The following is a 15160-nucleotide window of genomic DNA, read 5'->3' on the forward strand; positions in this document are numbered from 1 at the left end:
GGGCGTCGCAAGAATTGTCGGTAACCGTCTTGACGGCTACCGACCCATTCCGTAGACGCCCGCTTCTGCTACACGGCCCCTTCGTCTAGCGGTTAGGACGACGCCCTCTCACGGCGTAAGCACGAGTTCGATTCTCGTAGGGGTCACCAGCCTTTTCAATGATCGATTAGGTTAGCGCTCGCTAGCAATCTGGCCTTCCCTTAAAATCACCCTCTTATTCCCTGTTGGCGTTGCGACGCGGCGGGACGAAATGGCACACTCTGTGCCAACCTTCGACGGGTCGCCTCCCGCCTCACCGGCGACCGCGCTTTCAGTAGCGCCCCCATCGGCTCGTCATGCTCGTCGAAGCACGTGACGCTATAGTTTCCCCGCCTTGCCCCCCGGGGGTACTCGATCGATACCGCACGGTAATCGCTTCCCCGCTCGGCCTGCAGCAGTTTCTGGACGCATCGCGCTCAGCACCCATCAGCCATATTGCTGCGTCCGCTGCCATGGCCGCTGCCACGCCGGCTATGGCGCAGGACGGTCTCCCCTGCCCCGCCGTCCACGGCGAACCCGCAGGACGAAGCGGCTCTCGCCTCGGCAGCCCCGCTCAGGCAGTGCCCCCATCGACACCCGGCCAGGCGCCCGTCGACGCCTCCGCATTGCAGGACATCATCGTCACGGCGGAGCGCCGGTTCAACACCGCGTAGAAGACCGCGGCGGCGATCACCGTGCGTCCGTGCGCGGAGATGCTTCACCAGGGTCGCTACGGACTTAAGAACATCCTCGAGGACGTCCCCGGCGTAGTCGGCGGCGCCGCCGCGACGGTCGCGACGTCGCAGGGCAGCGGCACCGGCAAGAACCACTTCCGCCAATATTGGGCGAACTTCAAACTCGACCTCGGGCCCGTCGAAGTCACCTACATCCCGCGGTCCGCACTTGGTATCAGAACGCGACGATCGTGGCACGCGGTACGGTGTTCAACGCCGACCAGACCATTCTGACGCCGGACGACAAGTTCGTGACACATGAGCTGCAAATGCACAGCACACCGAGCGCTTCGAAGTTCAGCTGGCAGACCGGTGCGATATACTATCGCAATACGCCGACCACCGCGAACAACCTGTATAACCGCGACCTCGGCGCGCAAGCTGATGCGGATCGGCGGCATCACGCTCGACGTGATCGAACTTAACGAAGCGTTCGCCAGCCAGGCGATCGCGACGCTGCGCGACCTCGGCATCGATCCGTTTAATGATCCGCCGGTGAACAGGAACGGCGGCGCGATCGCGCTCGGCCACCCGCTCGGCATGTCGCGCGCGGATCACGATGAGCGCGGTCGAGGAGTTGCACCGCACCGGCGGCCGTTATGCGATGGCATTCACGTGCATCGGCGTCGATCAGGGCATTGCGCTCTTGATCGAATGCGTATGATAATCAGGATGTTGCGCTGCGTTGGTCGAGACCGATACGATCCGTCGTAGAAGATCCACTCAGCTACCCTCAGGGAGACGGCAGTGACGAACACCTACGAGAAGCAGAAACGGCTGCATCACGACGTGACGAACGTCGGCTTGCGCGCACAAGCGACCGCGGTCGGCTTGATCCAATTGTGCATCGAACTCAGGCAGGCCGACGTGCTGACCGAAGCCGCACTTACGCGGATCAAGGCAGCGATCGGCGACGAACTTGCAATCGGACCCTATCGCCGTCTCGCCTCGCGCGATCACCGCAGCGAGATCGATGCGCGGCTCGACCAGCTGTTCTCGGGCGAGCAGAAAGTGGGGCCCGCCGATGCGCTCGATTTTGTCACCGAGACCGACCGCTAGCGGCGAGGTGAATCAGCAGGCCGCTGACGCTCTCGATGCCGGATCGCCTTCACTTGGCGCCTGCGCAAATTGGATTGGTAAGATCCACCTTGGCCGTTTGCTAACCGCGGGCGCGTTCATGAACCCTAAAGGCGCTCGATCGAAAATATCTGGCAGTTTGGCCGACTTGAAGGGTTTTGTTCGTTGCTTTTACACTTATGCCGTTCATGGCAGCGTGGATGAGCGGCCTGATATCACGCCTGAGACAGCTCAGGCACTCCGACCATGCGATCGCCGCCTCGGTGCGCGAGACCCTTGTGGGATCGCTTTATGCGTCCCCGCAGTCGCTCGTGATCGGTGCGCTGACATCCAGCGGCGTCATGACCATCGTCGCGCTCGTCAGCCGCAACCGATCGATGATCCTGTGCGCCGTCGCGATTGCATTCGTCGCCGGCGTAAGGGTGTTCGACGCGATCGGGATATGGCCGCGATCCAAACGGAGGGGCGTGCTGGCGGGGATGCAGACCGACCGCCAGGAGATGCTCTACCGGTTCGGTGCGTTGTGTTATTCGGGCTTGCTTGGCGTGTTCGGGCTTTTGACGCTCGTGAATACGCACGACGCGGTTCTGCAATTGCTCGCGGTTACGACGACGATCGGATACGCGGCCGGGATCGCAGGACGTAACGCCGGCCGCCCCTGGATTGCCCTGTCCCAGCTATGCTTCGCGTCCCTGCCGCTTGCAGTAGGTCTGATTGTCTCGTTCGATCCGCTGAAGGTCGCGCTCGCGGTCGTGATCATGCTGTTCGTCGTCGCGATGATGGACATCACCCTCCAGACGTACGGCGTGATCCTGAAGGCGACCACCGTCTCTCGCGAAAAAGCCGCACTGGCCGAGTATCATGCCGCGGTTGCGCGGCGCGACGATCTCACCGGGGTCGCCAATCGAACGGCGTTCAGGGAACAATTCGAGGCGCGGTTGCGGGCACTTTCCGGCGCGGACCGATGGCTGACGATCCACTGGATCGATCTCGATCGCTTCAAGGAGATCAACGACTCGTTCGGACATCTTGCGGGCAATGCGCTGCTTGCAGGGGTCGCGCACCGGTTGAACGATGCGTTTGGCAGCACCGGGATTGTTGCGAGACTGGGCGGTGACGAGTTCGCAGTCGTTTGCGAGGTTGAGAACCGCATCGCCGCGACGACGATCGGCCGGACGATCATCGAACTGGTCGAGCAGGCGGTTCACCACGACGGGCGCCTGCTGCATGTCGGTGCCTCGCTGGGCATCGCGATCGCACCCGTCGACGGAACCGACGCGGATACGCTGTTGAAGAATGCCGATCTCGCTCTCTATCGTGCCAAGGACAGCGGGCGTGGACAGATGTGTTTCTACGAACCGTTGATGGATGAAAAGATCGAGCGTAGCCGCGATCTCGCCAGCGAAATGCAGGGTGCGTTGGAGCGCGGCGAGTTCCACTTGATGTTCCAGCCGATATTCGATCTCGCGGGACAACGCGTGCTGTCTTGCGAAACGCTGCTGCGCTGGACCAATCGCCGTCACGGTCCAATCTCGCCGGCCGAGTTCATTCCCATCGCCGAAGACAATGGCCTGATCGTGCCGATCGGCAGTTGGGTCATCCGCGAAGCATGTCGTACCGCAAGCACATGGCCGGTCGAGGTCAAGATCGCCGTCAATCTGTCGCCGATCCAGTTGCGATCGGCCAATTTGCCGATGGTCATCATGAGTGCATTGGCCTCGAGCAACCTCGCCGCGGAACGGCTCGAGCTCGAAGTCACCGAATCGGTCCTGCTCGACGACATCGAAGCCTCGTTGGCCGCACTCGACGCGATCAATCGCCTCCATGTTCGCACGACGCTCGACGACTTTGGCACCGGCTATTCGTCGCTCAGCTACCTGACGAAATTTCCCTTCCAGACGTTGAAGATCGATCGATCGTTCATTGCCGATCTCGAGCAAAGCCCGGCATCGGTCGCGATCGTCCAGACCGTGATCGATCTGGCGGCAAAGCTCGGGATGCGGACGGTCGCCGAAGGGATCGAGACGCAGGCCCAATTGGATCAGTTGCGCCGGACTCGCTGCGATGCGGTGCAGGGTTTCCTGCTGGCGCGGCCAATGCCGGCGAGCATGGTCGCGACCATGCTCGCCGGTGAAGACATCAAGGCACAGGGTCGATCATGAACGCGGCGATCATGCCGCCGCCTTCTCCAGCAATCTGGTTTGTGCACCGACCAACCGGCGCATCAATTTCAGATCCGCCTCGCTGAGCCGCAACGCCGCATCCGCCCAAAGGTCGACGACCGTTTCCAGTTCAGCCAGGGGCAGTGGATTGACCGAGCGCGAGGCCTCGTAAATGGCGCAATGCCCGCTGTGACGACGTCGGTTCTGGCGGATATAGCTCTCGACTTCGGCGCGTCCCTTGCCGGGGTCTGCCAGAGCATGGACGATACCGAGATCGTACAGCTCTTCGGCACTGTAGGACCGCCCGCTGAGGATCATATGCTCCGCGCGTGCGGCACCAAGCCTGCGCGACAGGAAGCAGTGCGCGCCCATCCCGGGAAACAAACCGAAATTGGTTTCCGGCAGCCCGAACTGCGTGCCGCGCTCGGCGATGACGACGTTGAACGACAACAGGGCTTCGAAACCGCCACCCAGCGCATCGCCTTCGACCAAGCCAATCGTGATGATCGGAAGGTCCAGGCTCCGCATGTTGCGATGCAGGATCTCGACACAGGCCCGACCGTACCGGACCAGTGCGCCGCGGTCGCCGTTGCGGATGTGTGCCGCGAACAGGTCGAGATCGCCACCCAGCGAGAAGACGCCGGGAAAACGCGATCCAAGTACGACATAGCGGATCGGCATGGCACCAGATGACTGTGCGATGCAGATATCATCCTGCCATTGCCGGAATTCGGCCAGCAGCCCCGGATTGAAACTGGGCCGGCCGCGCTGCCGCATATAGGTCCACAGGGTATTGCTCGCGGGGTCGAACTGCGTTTCCAGATCGGCGGCCTCGAAAAGTCTGCGTGGCGCGGGTGTAGGCCGCGTTTCGACGGCTTGATAAGACGGTTCATCCAGGTCGGCTGACACGATCGGGGAGTATTCGAGGCTCATTGCGACGTCCTTCTGCACGCACAGCGATGTTGCTGCGGAAGAACTCTACTTTGAACTTGATACAGGACCGATCGCGGGATGATCCATCCGGCCGAAAATGTCGCGTTTGAGCCTAGTTGCCGATCCGCGCCGCGCGCTGGTTCAACACGATCCGCATCGCGCCCTTCGGGGTCGTACCCGTGACCGTCGCCTGCCCGACAAAGCCATTGCCGTCGTACGTGCCGGCGCGCGCAATCTGCATCGGCTCGCCGCGCTTCTGTGGACAGGTGAGCGCCTGTGCATAGCGGCCATCCGCAATGCGCTGACTATCGACCCTGCACCCCGCCTTTGGATCGGGGACCAACAAAGCCTCGACGCCTTGCGCCGGCGGTAGTCGCTTATGCTCGGCCTTCGACTTGCCGCGCATCATCCGCAAGATGAAGCCCGGCGCTCCGGGTATGGCGATGTCGGCCACGGTGGACGTGACATCCCATCGTCCAGCCGCGAGCAGCGGCCCACCCGCGGTGGCGATCGACGGCAGAGCACCCAGCGCTACGACGAGAAGTTTCAACGCGGAATGTGCCTGCATGCCTTTGTTTACAGGGCAGTGTTTTGCGATGCCAGTCTTTAGTGACGCGGTCAGCCGTTGCGCCGGGGCAAACGAGCCGCGAAGACGCGGCATGATGTCGCTTCCCCCACCGCCCCTCGCGATACTCGCAGATTGCGTTGCCCCGGTTGTTATTCTCCTAGGCCGACGCCGCCGGTCCAACTGCGTGCGATCCTGCGTGAAATGCCGTTTCAACCGCGTGACCCTATGATCCGACGTCGCAGATCGTCGTCCGTGCGCGGCACGCTGGTAGTGTTCAGTGCCGGGGACTTCGCGTTCAATCTCTACTGGCAGGCGATCAGTCTATATCTGCTATTCTACTATATCGACGTGCTGGCGTTGCCGCCGGCGACCGCGGGTATCGTTTTCATGATCGGCGCGATCTGGGACGGGATCGCGGATTTCGCCGCCGGCGCGGCAGCGGAGCGGATGCGGCTTTCCTATCGTCGGCTAGTCGGATGGGGTGCGCTGCCGCTCGGGCTGGCATTCGTAGCGATGTTCGCGGTCCCGGCTGGTGCAGCCGCCTGGGCGCTGGCGACACAGGTCGTGTTCCGCACGCTCTATGCCTTCACCAACATACCCTATGCCGCGTGGACGACGCGGGTCGCGCCGACCAGCCGGGAGCGCTCGTTGGTGGCAGGTCTGCGGATGGGGTTCGGCGCAGCGGCAGGCGTTTTGGTCGCCTTGGCCCTGCCGTGGCTGGTCCGAGGTACCGGCACCTACGCCGCCGCGACTGCGCTGCTCGCAATGCTGGGCGTGCCGGTGCTGATTGTCATCGCCTGGCGGGTTCCCGAACCGACACCGCCCGTTTCGACATCCGACCATCCCCGGATCCTGTCCGGGCTTGGCGCACTGGTTCGCAATCGCGCGTTCGTCGCGCTCAATATCGCAGCGGCAGCGGGCGGTGCCGCGACCGCGCTGACCAGCCAATCGGTGCTCTATTTCTTTCGCTATGTGCTCCACGATGCACCTGGTGGCCCGCACGCGTTGGCCGGCATGGCGCTCGGCAGCCTGGTGGCGGTGCCACTCTGGACGGCGGTCGCGAGAGCCCGGGGTGCGCGGACCGCCTGGATCGTTGCTGGAGTGTTCGCGCTTCTGTTGCCCGCCGGGTTCGCGCTGATCGCAAGCCCCGGCACCACCGCGACGGCAGCGTTCCTGCTAGCGATGCAGGCGGCGTTCGTCGGCGTCTCGGTGGCGGCGTGGACGCTGTTGCCCGATGCGGTCGACTGGGGCGAAGCGCAGAGCGGCAAACGCGTCGAGGCGCTGGCGTTCGGCAGCTTCGCGCTGGTGCAGAAGATTGCGCTGGCCGGCGCCGGGTTCGCGATCGGTGCGGTCTATCAGGCGAACGGGTTCGTGGCCGGTGCGGCGCAAGGCTCGGACAGCTTGTACGCGATCCGGTGGCTGATGCTGGCGGGCCCCGCCTTGCTGATCGCGGCGATGCTGGTGGCGGTGATCGCCATCCCGCTTCGCCGCGATACGCTGTTGCAGGTCAGGCGAGCGTGAACTCGCCGGAGACGCCTTCGGCCTGCGCCGAGGGCGCGACCCAGACCTGGAACCGGCCGGGCTCGACGGTCGGTTTCAGGTCGCGTCCGACGAACAGCAGGTCGGCCTTGCGCAGGGTGAACGCCACGACCTGACGCTCGCCGGGCTTCAGCATAACCTTACGGAACGCCCTCAGTTCGCGGACCGGGCGCGTGACGCTGGCGGCGACGTCGCGGATATAGAGCTGCACCGTTTCCTCGGCAGCCCACGTGCCGGTGTTGGTGATCGTCGCGCGCACGATCAGCGCACCGTCACTCGCCATCTGCGCTGTACCGAGGTCGAGGCCTGAATAGCTGATCGTGCCATAGGTCAGGCCGTGGCCGAACGGGAACAGCGCGTCGTTGGCGAACTCGCGGTAATGCGCCTTGTATTCGGTCAGCGACCCCGGCGGGTTGGGACGACCGGTGCTCTTGTGATCGTAATGATAGGGCTCCTGGCCCGTCGCGTGCGGGAACGAGACTGGGAGGCGCGCGGACGGCCCGGTCTTGCCGAACAGAACGTCGGCGATCGCCGGACCGTCCTGCGAGCCTAGGAACCAGGTGACGAGGATCGCGGGGGCCTCGAGCACGGCACCGCCGAGCGCCAATGCGCGGCCGTTGCGGAGTAGAACGACGATCGGCTTGCCGGTTGCCGCGACTGCCTCGACCAGCGCCATCTGCGCGGGCGGAATGACGATATCGACGCGCGACTGCGCCTCGCCCGACATGCGTTGGCTTTCGCCGATCGCGAGTACGACGATATCGGCGGCTTGCGCGGCAGCGACCGCCGCTGCGATACCGCCGGCCAGCAGTTCGTCCACGCCCGAACCGAGCGCGACGCTGACCAGCGACGGATCGGCGACGGTGGCGCGAACGCCGGTTGCGAGATCGACCGCCTCGGCATCGGTGCCGTAGACGTTCCACGGGCCGATCAGGTCGTGCTGCCCGGCCGCGAACGGACCGATCAACGCGATTCTGCTTGCCTGCGCGCGGCAGCGGCAAGACGCCGCCGTCGTTCTTGAGCAGGACGATCGACTTCGCACCCGCTTCACGCGCAAGTGCAAGGCTCTCGCGCGTCCGAATACGGGTCTTCTCCCGGCGCGGATCGATCCGGTGGAACGGGTCGTCGAACAGACCGAGCTGCACTTTCAACGCGAGCACGCGGCGGACGGCTTCGTCGAGCCGCGCCATCAACACATCGCCCGACGCGACCAGATCGGGCAGGTGCTTGAGGTAGAACCCGCTCTGCATGCTCATGTCGACGCCGGCTATGAAGGCGAGCTTGGTCGCTTCACGCGCATCCGCGGCAAAACCGTGCGCGATCAGCTCCTCGTCACCGGTATAGTCGGAGACGACCAGCCCGCCGAAACCCCATTCGCGGCGCAGCACGTCGGTGAGCAGCCAGGGATTAGCGGTGGCGGGGACGCCGTTGATCTCGTTGAACGACGCCATGACGGTCGGCGAGCCTGCCGCAAAGGCCGACTGGAACGGCGGGAAATACGTTTCGCGCAGCGTGCGTTCGGAGATGTCGACCGAATTGTAGTCGAGCCCTGCCTCGGCCGCGCCATAGGCGGCGAAATGCTTCGCGCACGACGCGACCGCATCGGGTGCCGCAAGCCCGCGTTCGCCCTGGAACCCGCGCACCCGGGCGGCGGCCATCATCCGGCCTAGCAGCACGTCTTCGCCCGCGCCCTCGACGCCGCGACCCCAGCGCGCGTCATGGGCGATGTCGACCATCGGTGCGAAGGTCCAGTCGATCCCCGACGCAGCAGCCTCGGCCCCGGCCGCGCGCGGTGCGCCGGGCCAGCTCCGGATCGAAACTCGCCGCCTCGGCCAGCGGCACCGGGAACACGGTCCGCAGCCCATGGATGACGTCCGCCGCGAACAGCAACGGGATTTTCAAACGCGACTCGCGCATGGCAACGGTCTGCATCCGCTGCGCCATCACTGCGCCGTTGCCATTGAACACACCACCAAGCCGCCCCGCCCGAACATCGGCAAGTTGACTATCGAAACTGGCGGTCCCGCCGGCCGGGTTGAGCGACGTCGCCGCGCCACCTGCCCAGGCGGCCGCCATCAGCGTCAGCTGGCCGGCCTTTTCGACCACCGTCATCCGGCCGATCAGCGCCTCGACTGACGCGGGCAATGCCGCCGTACCGCTCCTCGCCTGCTGAAGCAGCGCGCGTGCGGGACTCGCCGCCCAGGCCGTCACCGCGGCAGCGCCCATCATCATCGCCCGCCGTGAAATCGCCGTTGAATTTGTTGCCGCAGTCATCCGCTCACCCCTGTCCATGCCTGTAGCGATCGCGCCGGCACTCACCGGAAAGACGATCGTCGCAAGGTTCTTGATCCCTGCTTCTGGATCATGTAACCGGTTACATCAAGAACAAGATGCCGGTCGCGAGACGTAAGATCGGCGCAAGAGGGGATCCTGACGCTTCATGCCGCACGCCACTGTCCGTGATATCGCCCGCGAAGCCGCGGTGTCGGTGGCGACCGTGTCGCGCGCGCTGAACGGGCACAGCAACGTGCGCCCCGAAGTACGCGAGCACATCGAGCGCGTCGCCTCGCGGCTCGGTTATGTCCCCCACGCCGCGGCGCGTCATCTGAGCTCGGCGAAGTCGGGCATGATCGGCGTCGTGGTGCCCGACCTTCACGGCGAATTCTTCTCCGAACTGTTGCGCGGCATGGACCGCGAGGCGTCCGAGCGCGGCCTGTACTGCATGATGATGGTCATGCACGGCGATGCGCAGCGCGGTGTCGCGGCGTTGCACGCGATGCGCGGTCGCGTCGACGGGCTAGTGGTGATGGCGCCGCAGGTGTCTGCGGACGAACTGCTGGCGCACCTGCCGCGTGGCATGCCTGCCGTGCTGGTCAATTGCGCACCCGGACACTCGGGTCGCACCGAATTGCGGATCGACAATGTCGCGGGCGCGTCGGCGCTGGTCGAGCATTTGATCGCGACCGGCCGGCGGCGGTTGGTCCATATCTCCGGGCCCGCGGGCAACATCGATGCCGACGAACGACTGCGCGGCGCGCAGGAGGCGTGCGCGCGCGCCGGGCTTCCGCTCCGCGTGCTGGCCGGCGACTTCAAGGAGCCATCGGGCGCCGCTGCCGCCGCGACGTTGGTCGAGGAGGGCGCCGATATCGACGCGATCTTCGCCGCCAACGACATGATGGCGATCGGCGCGATGATGACGCTCAAGCGCACCGGCATCGTCGTCCCCGACCAGATCGCGATCGCCGGGTTCGACGACATCCCACTGACCCGGCTGATCTCGCCGTCGCTGACCTCCGCGAGCATCGACATCGCCAGCTTCGGCGCCAGCGCGGTCGCCCGGCTCGTGAAGGCGATCGCGGGCGACGACGATGGCGGTGTCGAGCAGCGCGTACCGATCGTGATCGTGCGCGAGTCCACCGGGCCGAGGCTGAGTGCCCAGCCCAATCAGAATCTTTCCAACGTCCACAACAAGAAACCCGAACAATCGGGAAAAGGGGAACTACAATGAACAAGATGATGTTGCGTGCGGCGGTCGTCTCGCTGACTGCGCTGTCCGGCGGGCTGCTGTATGCGCCTGCCCCGGCGGCTGCGCAGGTCGGCCAGGCCTCGCTGCGCGGCACGATCACCGCACCCGCCGACAATCCGGTCGTCGAGGTCAGCGCGATCGAGATTTCCACGGGCTTGCGGCGCACCGTGCCAGCGGATGCCCGCGGCGCGTACAACTTTGCCTCATTGCGTGCAGGCACCTATCGGCTCGAGATCAAGCAGCGCAACGGCACGCGCAATTCGGACGCGCTCACGCTGCGCGTCGGCCAGGTCGCCGGGCTCGACCTCGACTTGTCCGCGCCTACCGCACCCGCTGCGACCACCGGCGCCGAACCTGCCGGCACCCCCGGCGCCGATGTGCCAGCCACTGGTGCAGCCTCCAGCGGTGACGAGATCGTCGTCACCGGCAACCGCATCCGTTCGCTGTCGGGTGGCCAGGTCGGCAGCGTCATCTCGTCGCGCCTGATCGAGCAGTTGCCGCAGAACAACCGCAACTTCCTCGCCTTCGCCGATCTCGCACCGGGCGTCCGCTTCCTCGAGGATTCGAGCGGCACGTCGCGCATCCAGGGTGGCGCGCAGGACAGCCGCACGGTCAACGTCTTCATCGATGGCGTCAGTCAGAAGGATTATGTTCTCAAGAACGGCATCACTGGCCAGGACACCAGCTCGGGCAACCCCTTTCCGCAGCTCGCGATCGGCGAGTATCAGGTGCTGTCGTCCAACTACAAGGCCGAGTTCGACCAGGTGAGTTCGGTCGCGATCACCGCGGGCACCAAGTCGGGCACCAACGAGTTTCACGGCGAGGCGTTTTTCGACTTCACCAATCAGGATCTGCGCGACCGCCGCCCGAGCGAGATCTTCCCGACCAACATCCCCAAGGCGGACACCAGCAACAAACAGTTCGGCGCCGCGCTGGGTGGCCCGATCATCAAGGACAAGATGCACTTCTTCGGCACCTACGAAGGCAAGCGCATCTCCAGCCCGTATGACGTCCGCCCGAACAACAGTTTCCCGATTTCGTCGGTCCCCGAGCAGTATCGCGACAATTTCGGCACCTTCGCGCAGACGTTCAAGGAAGACCTGTATTTCGGCAAGATCGACATCGTGCCGACCGACAACGACCTGATTGAACTGTCCGGCAAGTACCGCAAGGAATCGGGCCTCCAGAACACCACCGGGATCGACGCAGCGAGCACATCCACGCTCAACAAGGTCGACGAAAAGCGCGGGCTGTTGCGCTGGCAGCATACCGGCAACCAGTGGATCAACGATGTGCGCCTGTCCTATGAGGATGCGGTCTTTTCGCCGACGCCCGCCAGCGACGGCATCACGCAATTCTTCCAGGCGACCCAGCGGTTCGGAACGGCCGTCTCGCGGACTGACCTCTTGCGGTTCGGCGCGGGCAGCAACTTCCAGTCGAAGGGCCAGAAAGGCTGGACGTTCCAGGACGATTTCACCTTTACCGGCTTCCAGGGCCATACGATCAAGGTGGGCGGCAAGGCCAAATGGGTAAAGCTCAATTCGCTCGAGCAGAACCTGACCAACCCGCTATACACCTATGACGTCAACGCGATCCCCGGCGTCGCCTTCAACGACACGCTGCCCTATCGGCTCCAGTTCGGTGCGACGACGGATGCCTCGGGTAACGCGACGGTCCGGTCCAAGAACTTCCAGATCGGCTTCTATGCGCAGGACGATTGGGACGTCACCAGCCACCTCACGCTGAATCTCGGCCTGCGCTGGGACTATGAGCGGACCCCCGCCTATCTCGATTACGTCACGCCAGCGGTCAATGTGGCTGCGGTGTCGCCCGAAAACTATCCGAACCTCATCGGCGCCGATTATAACATCAACGACTTCATCACGGACGGCAGCAAGCGGAAGGCGTTCAAGGGTGCGTGGCAGCCGCGTCTCGGCTTCACCTATCGCTTCGACGAGGCGGGCCGCTTCTCGATGTTCGGCGGCTATGGCCGGTCCTACGACCGCAACCAGTTCGACTTCCTCCAGCAGGAAGTCAGCCAGGGCCGGTTCCAGGTCCGCAGCTTCAACTTCATCGGCAACGACTCGGTCAATCCCTGCACGCCGAGCCAGACCTGCATAGCCTGGAATCCGATCTACCTGACCGATGCCGGGCGCCAGCAACTGCTCGGCGCCGCGACCGGCGGCGGCAGCGAGTTCCGCTTCATGAAGAACGACCTGAAGGTGCCCTATTCGGACCAGTTCAGCCTTGGCGTGCGCGGTCGCTTCTCGCCGGTCGAGCTGGAGGTCGGCGTCACGCATATCGAAAGCAATGACGGGTTCGTCTTCCTGCTCGGCAATCGCCGTCCGGACGGCTCGTTCTTCTTCAACGATCCGACCTCGGCGACCGATATCCCGCAATCGCCCTTCACCTTCACGCCTAGTGGCTACGGCTCGATCATCCTCGGCAGCAATGGGTTGAAGACCAACTCGGACGCCGCCTATTTCAAGCTGACCAAGGTGTATTCGGCATCCTCGCCGTGGAGCATCGACGCCACCTACACCTATACCCGGGCGGAAGAGAACCGGCAGTTCGGCGAGACCTATTCGCTCGATTATGCGCAGATCTCGGACTATCCGACGCTACGCTCGTCCGGCGTGCCGCGTCACCGGTTTGTGATCGCGGGCAGCGTCGACACCCCGATCGGCGTCACGTTCTCGAGCAAGTTCCAGATCGAATCGCCGAGCTTTGTGAAGGGCTTCATCGACAATGCGGATCCGTTCGGGCGTGTCCTGGTCGGACGGCAGACGGCCGGCCTCGGCGATGCCTGGGGTCGCCGTCAGCTCGATTTCGCCTTCACCAAATATGTGCCGATCGGCTTCGTGAACGATCAGGCGCGGGTCCGGATGCGGCTCGATATCCTGAACGTGATGAACGATCGCAACTATGTCGACTTCAACGCCAATGCGAGCGATCCGGCCTTTGGTCAGCGGTCGTCCTACAGCATCGGCGGCAACCCACCACGTACCGTCAAGCTGTCAGCGGGCTTCTCGTTCTAAGACACGCCGGCGGGACGCGGTCATGCCGCGTCCCGCCCCTGTTCGCTTATCAGTAACCGAAGGACGCCATGATCGATCGCAGGCAGTTGCTGGGCCACACGACGTTGGGCCTGGCGGGACTTATAGCCGGCTGCGCGATGCCGTCCGCGACCCGGCTCGGCAGCGGGACCGGCGCCACGACCGGTACGGCTACCGGCACGGCGATGCCGACCGCGCTGCTCGCCGATCTGCACCAGCGCAGCTTTCGGTTCTTCTGGGAGACGACGGATCCGGCGACCGGGCTGGCGCCGGATCGCTGGCCGACGCCGTCGTTCGCATCGATCGCCGCGGTCGGGTTTGCGCTCACCGCCTATCCGATCGGCGTCGTCAACGGCTGGATCACGCGCGACGAGGCGCGGACGCGGACGCTCGCTACGCTGGAATTCTTTGCCGCCGCGCCGCAGGGCGACAGCAAGAGCGACGACAGCGGCTTCAAGGGGCTGTTCTACCACTTCCTCGGTACCACCAAGGGCCACCGTTTCGCGCGTGCGGAACTGTCGACGATCGACACCGCGCTCCTGATCGGCGGCGTGCTGTTCGCGCAGAGCTGGTTTGACTCGGATCATCCCGGCGAGATCCGGATCCGGGGGCTTGCGGATCAGCTATATGCGGCGATTGACTGGAGCTGGATCGTGCCGCGGCCGCCGTTCATGTCGATGGGCTGGCATCCCGAAAGCGGCTTCATTCCCCACGACTGGAACATCTTTAACGAGGCGATGCTGCTGTACGTATTGGCACTCGGCTCGCCGACGCATGCGTTGCCGGCGGACACCTGGGACGCGTGGACCGATCGCTTCGATGCGCAGTGGACGGACAAGTGGGGCGGCGAGCCGCATATCCATTTCGCGCCGCTGTTCGTGCATCAATACAGCCATTGCTGGATCGACTTCCGCGGCATCCGCGACCGCTACATGGCGAAGAAGGGCATCGATTATTTCGAGAACAGCCGCAGAGCGGTGCGCGCGCAGCGGGCGTATGCAATCGCCAATCCGGGTGGGTGGAGCGGTTACGGCCCCGACGTCTGGGGACTGACCGCGTGCGACGGGCCAGGCGACTTCACGATCGACCTCGGCGGGCGCAAGCGTGAGTTCTTCAGCTATTCCGCGCGGGCCGGACGATCGCGACGACGGCACGCTCGCACCCACCGCGGCGGCGGCGTCGATCGCGTTCGAGCCCGAACTGGCACGCCGCGCGATCGAGACGATGCATGGTCGCTACGGCACGCAGATCTACGGCAAATACGGGTTTCTCGACTCGTTCAACCCGACGCTGACCGCTGCGTCGGCCCCACTGAAGCATGGCAGTATCGATCCGAAGATGGGCTGGGTCGATGGCGATTATCTCGGGATCGACCAGGGTGCGATCGTCGTGATGATGGAGAATTGGCGGACCGGACTGGTGTGGTCGACGATGCAGCGCAATCCGCATATCCGGCGCGGGCTGCAGCGTGCGGGCTTCACGGGAGGGTGGCTGGCCTGACCGCTGGCGCCTGTACGGTGTCCCGCACCACGTGCAGCCTCGGCTCG

At 64.5% G+C, this 15160-nt stretch carries 10 protein-coding genes, 1 tRNA gene and 3 pseudogenes; 11 read left to right on the top strand and 3 right to left on the bottom strand.

The window, feature by feature from the left end:
* Nucleotides 1-74: 74 nt before the first annotated feature.
* From QP181_RS06710 to QP181_RS06740, 7 genes and pseudogenes are all read left to right on the top strand, one after another.
* Nucleotides 75-149, top strand: a tRNA-Glu gene (locus tag QP181_RS06710).
* 342 nt (nt 150-491) lie between these two features.
* Nucleotides 492-692, top strand: a complete 201-nt coding sequence (locus QP181_RS06715) for a hypothetical protein (RefSeq protein ID WP_333928061.1) — start codon at nt 492-494, stop codon at nt 690-692.
* A gap of 39 nt (nt 693-731) precedes the next feature.
* The gene (locus tag QP181_RS06720) at nt 732-986 is read left to right on the top strand and encodes a hypothetical protein (RefSeq protein ID WP_333928062.1); all 255 of its coding nucleotides are present in this window, start codon (nt 732-734) and stop codon (nt 984-986) included.
* Entirely contained in the window at nt 944-1177 is a 234-nt protein-coding gene (locus QP181_RS06725) for a hypothetical protein (protein WP_333929692.1), read from the top strand. The genes QP181_RS06720 and QP181_RS06725 overlap by 43 nt, the downstream gene beginning before the upstream one ends.
* A pseudogene (locus QP181_RS06730) lies at nt 1122-1416 on the top strand (acetyl-CoA C-acyltransferase); the annotation flags it as partial. The gene QP181_RS06725 and the pseudogene QP181_RS06730, both read left to right, overlap by 56 nt.
* An 83-nt stretch (nt 1417-1499) precedes the next feature.
* The gene (locus QP181_RS06735; RefSeq protein ID WP_132739737.1) at nt 1500-1811 is read left to right on the top strand and encodes a hypothetical protein; all 312 of its coding nucleotides are present in this window, start codon (nt 1500-1502) and stop codon (nt 1809-1811) included.
* A 281-nt stretch (nt 1812-2092) separates the two neighbouring features.
* The gene (locus QP181_RS06740) at nt 2093-3991 is read left to right on the top strand and encodes a putative bifunctional diguanylate cyclase/phosphodiesterase (RefSeq protein ID WP_333928063.1); all 1899 of its coding nucleotides are present in this window, start codon (nt 2093-2095) and stop codon (nt 3989-3991) included.
* A gap of 9 nt (nt 3992-4000) precedes the next feature.
* Here QP181_RS06740 and QP181_RS06745 read toward each other — a convergent pair whose 3' ends face one another.
* Both QP181_RS06745 and QP181_RS06750 read right to left on the bottom strand, forming a co-directional pair.
* The gene (locus QP181_RS06745) at nt 4001-4924 is read right to left on the bottom strand and encodes a crotonase/enoyl-CoA hydratase family protein (protein ID WP_333928064.1); all 924 of its coding nucleotides are present in this window, start codon (nt 4922-4924) and stop codon (nt 4001-4003) included.
* A 112-nt stretch (nt 4925-5036) separates the two neighbouring features.
* Nucleotides 5037-5492: a DUF3617 domain-containing protein gene (locus QP181_RS06750; RefSeq protein WP_333928065.1), complete on the bottom strand. Its 456-nt coding sequence runs from the start codon at nt 5490-5492 to the stop codon at nt 5037-5039.
* 225 nt (nt 5493-5717) lie between these two features.
* Between QP181_RS06750 and QP181_RS06755 the strand changes: the two genes are divergently transcribed.
* Nucleotides 5718-7013 carry an MFS transporter gene (locus QP181_RS06755; protein WP_333928066.1) on the top strand — a complete coding sequence of 432 codons (1296 nt, stop codon included), beginning with the start codon at nt 5718-5720 and terminating at the stop codon, nt 7011-7013.
* Here QP181_RS06755 and QP181_RS06760 read toward each other — a convergent pair.
* Nucleotides 7000-9263, bottom strand: a pseudogene (locus QP181_RS06760) (glycoside hydrolase family 3 N-terminal domain-containing protein). The gene QP181_RS06755 and the pseudogene QP181_RS06760 sit on opposite strands and share 14 nt — an antisense overlap.
* 208 nt (nt 9264-9471) lie before the next feature.
* Between QP181_RS06760 and QP181_RS06765 the strand changes: the two are divergent.
* The 3 genes and pseudogenes from QP181_RS06765 to QP181_RS19950 all read left to right on the top strand — a co-directional run bounded on the left by QP181_RS06765 (nt 9472) and on the right by QP181_RS19950 (nt 15113).
* Nucleotides 9472-10539, top strand: a complete 1068-nt coding sequence (locus tag QP181_RS06765; RefSeq protein WP_333928067.1) for a LacI family DNA-binding transcriptional regulator — start codon at nt 9472-9474, stop codon at nt 10537-10539.
* Nucleotides 10536-13595: a TonB-dependent receptor gene (locus tag QP181_RS06770; RefSeq protein ID WP_333928068.1), complete on the top strand. Its 3060-nt coding sequence runs from the start codon at nt 10536-10538 to the stop codon at nt 13593-13595. Before QP181_RS06765 ends, QP181_RS06770 begins: the two co-directional genes overlap by 4 nt.
* 68 nt (nt 13596-13663) lie before the next feature.
* A pseudogene (locus QP181_RS19950) lies at nt 13664-15113 on the top strand (glucoamylase family protein).
* Nucleotides 15114-15160: the final 47 nt, after the last annotated feature.

The organism is Sphingomonas sp. LR55 (assembly GCF_036856015.1).
Classification (GTDB): Bacteria; Pseudomonadota; Alphaproteobacteria; order Sphingomonadales; family Sphingomonadaceae; genus Sphingomonas.

Coding starts and splice junctions, on each gene's coding strand:
- QP181_RS06720 (WP_333928062.1), top strand. CDS start 732: ATGCTTCACCAGGGTCGCTACGGACTTAAGAACATCCTCGAGGACGTC.
- QP181_RS06770 (WP_333928068.1), top strand. CDS start 10,536: ATGAACAAGATGATGTTGCGTGCGGCGGTCGTCTCGCTGACTGCGCTG.
- QP181_RS06765 (WP_333928067.1), top strand. CDS start 9,472: ATGCCGCACGCCACTGTCCGTGATATCGCCCGCGAAGCCGCGGTGTCG.
- QP181_RS06750 (WP_333928065.1), bottom strand. CDS start 5,492: ATGCAGGCACATTCCGCGTTGAAACTTCTCGTCGTAGCGCTGGGTGCT.
- QP181_RS06745 (WP_333928064.1), bottom strand. CDS start 4,924: ATGAGCCTCGAATACTCCCCGATCGTGTCAGCCGACCTGGATGAACCG.
- QP181_RS06715 (WP_333928061.1), top strand. CDS start 492: ATGGCCGCTGCCACGCCGGCTATGGCGCAGGACGGTCTCCCCTGCCCC.
- QP181_RS06755 (WP_333928066.1), top strand. CDS start 5,718: ATGATCCGACGTCGCAGATCGTCGTCCGTGCGCGGCACGCTGGTAGTG.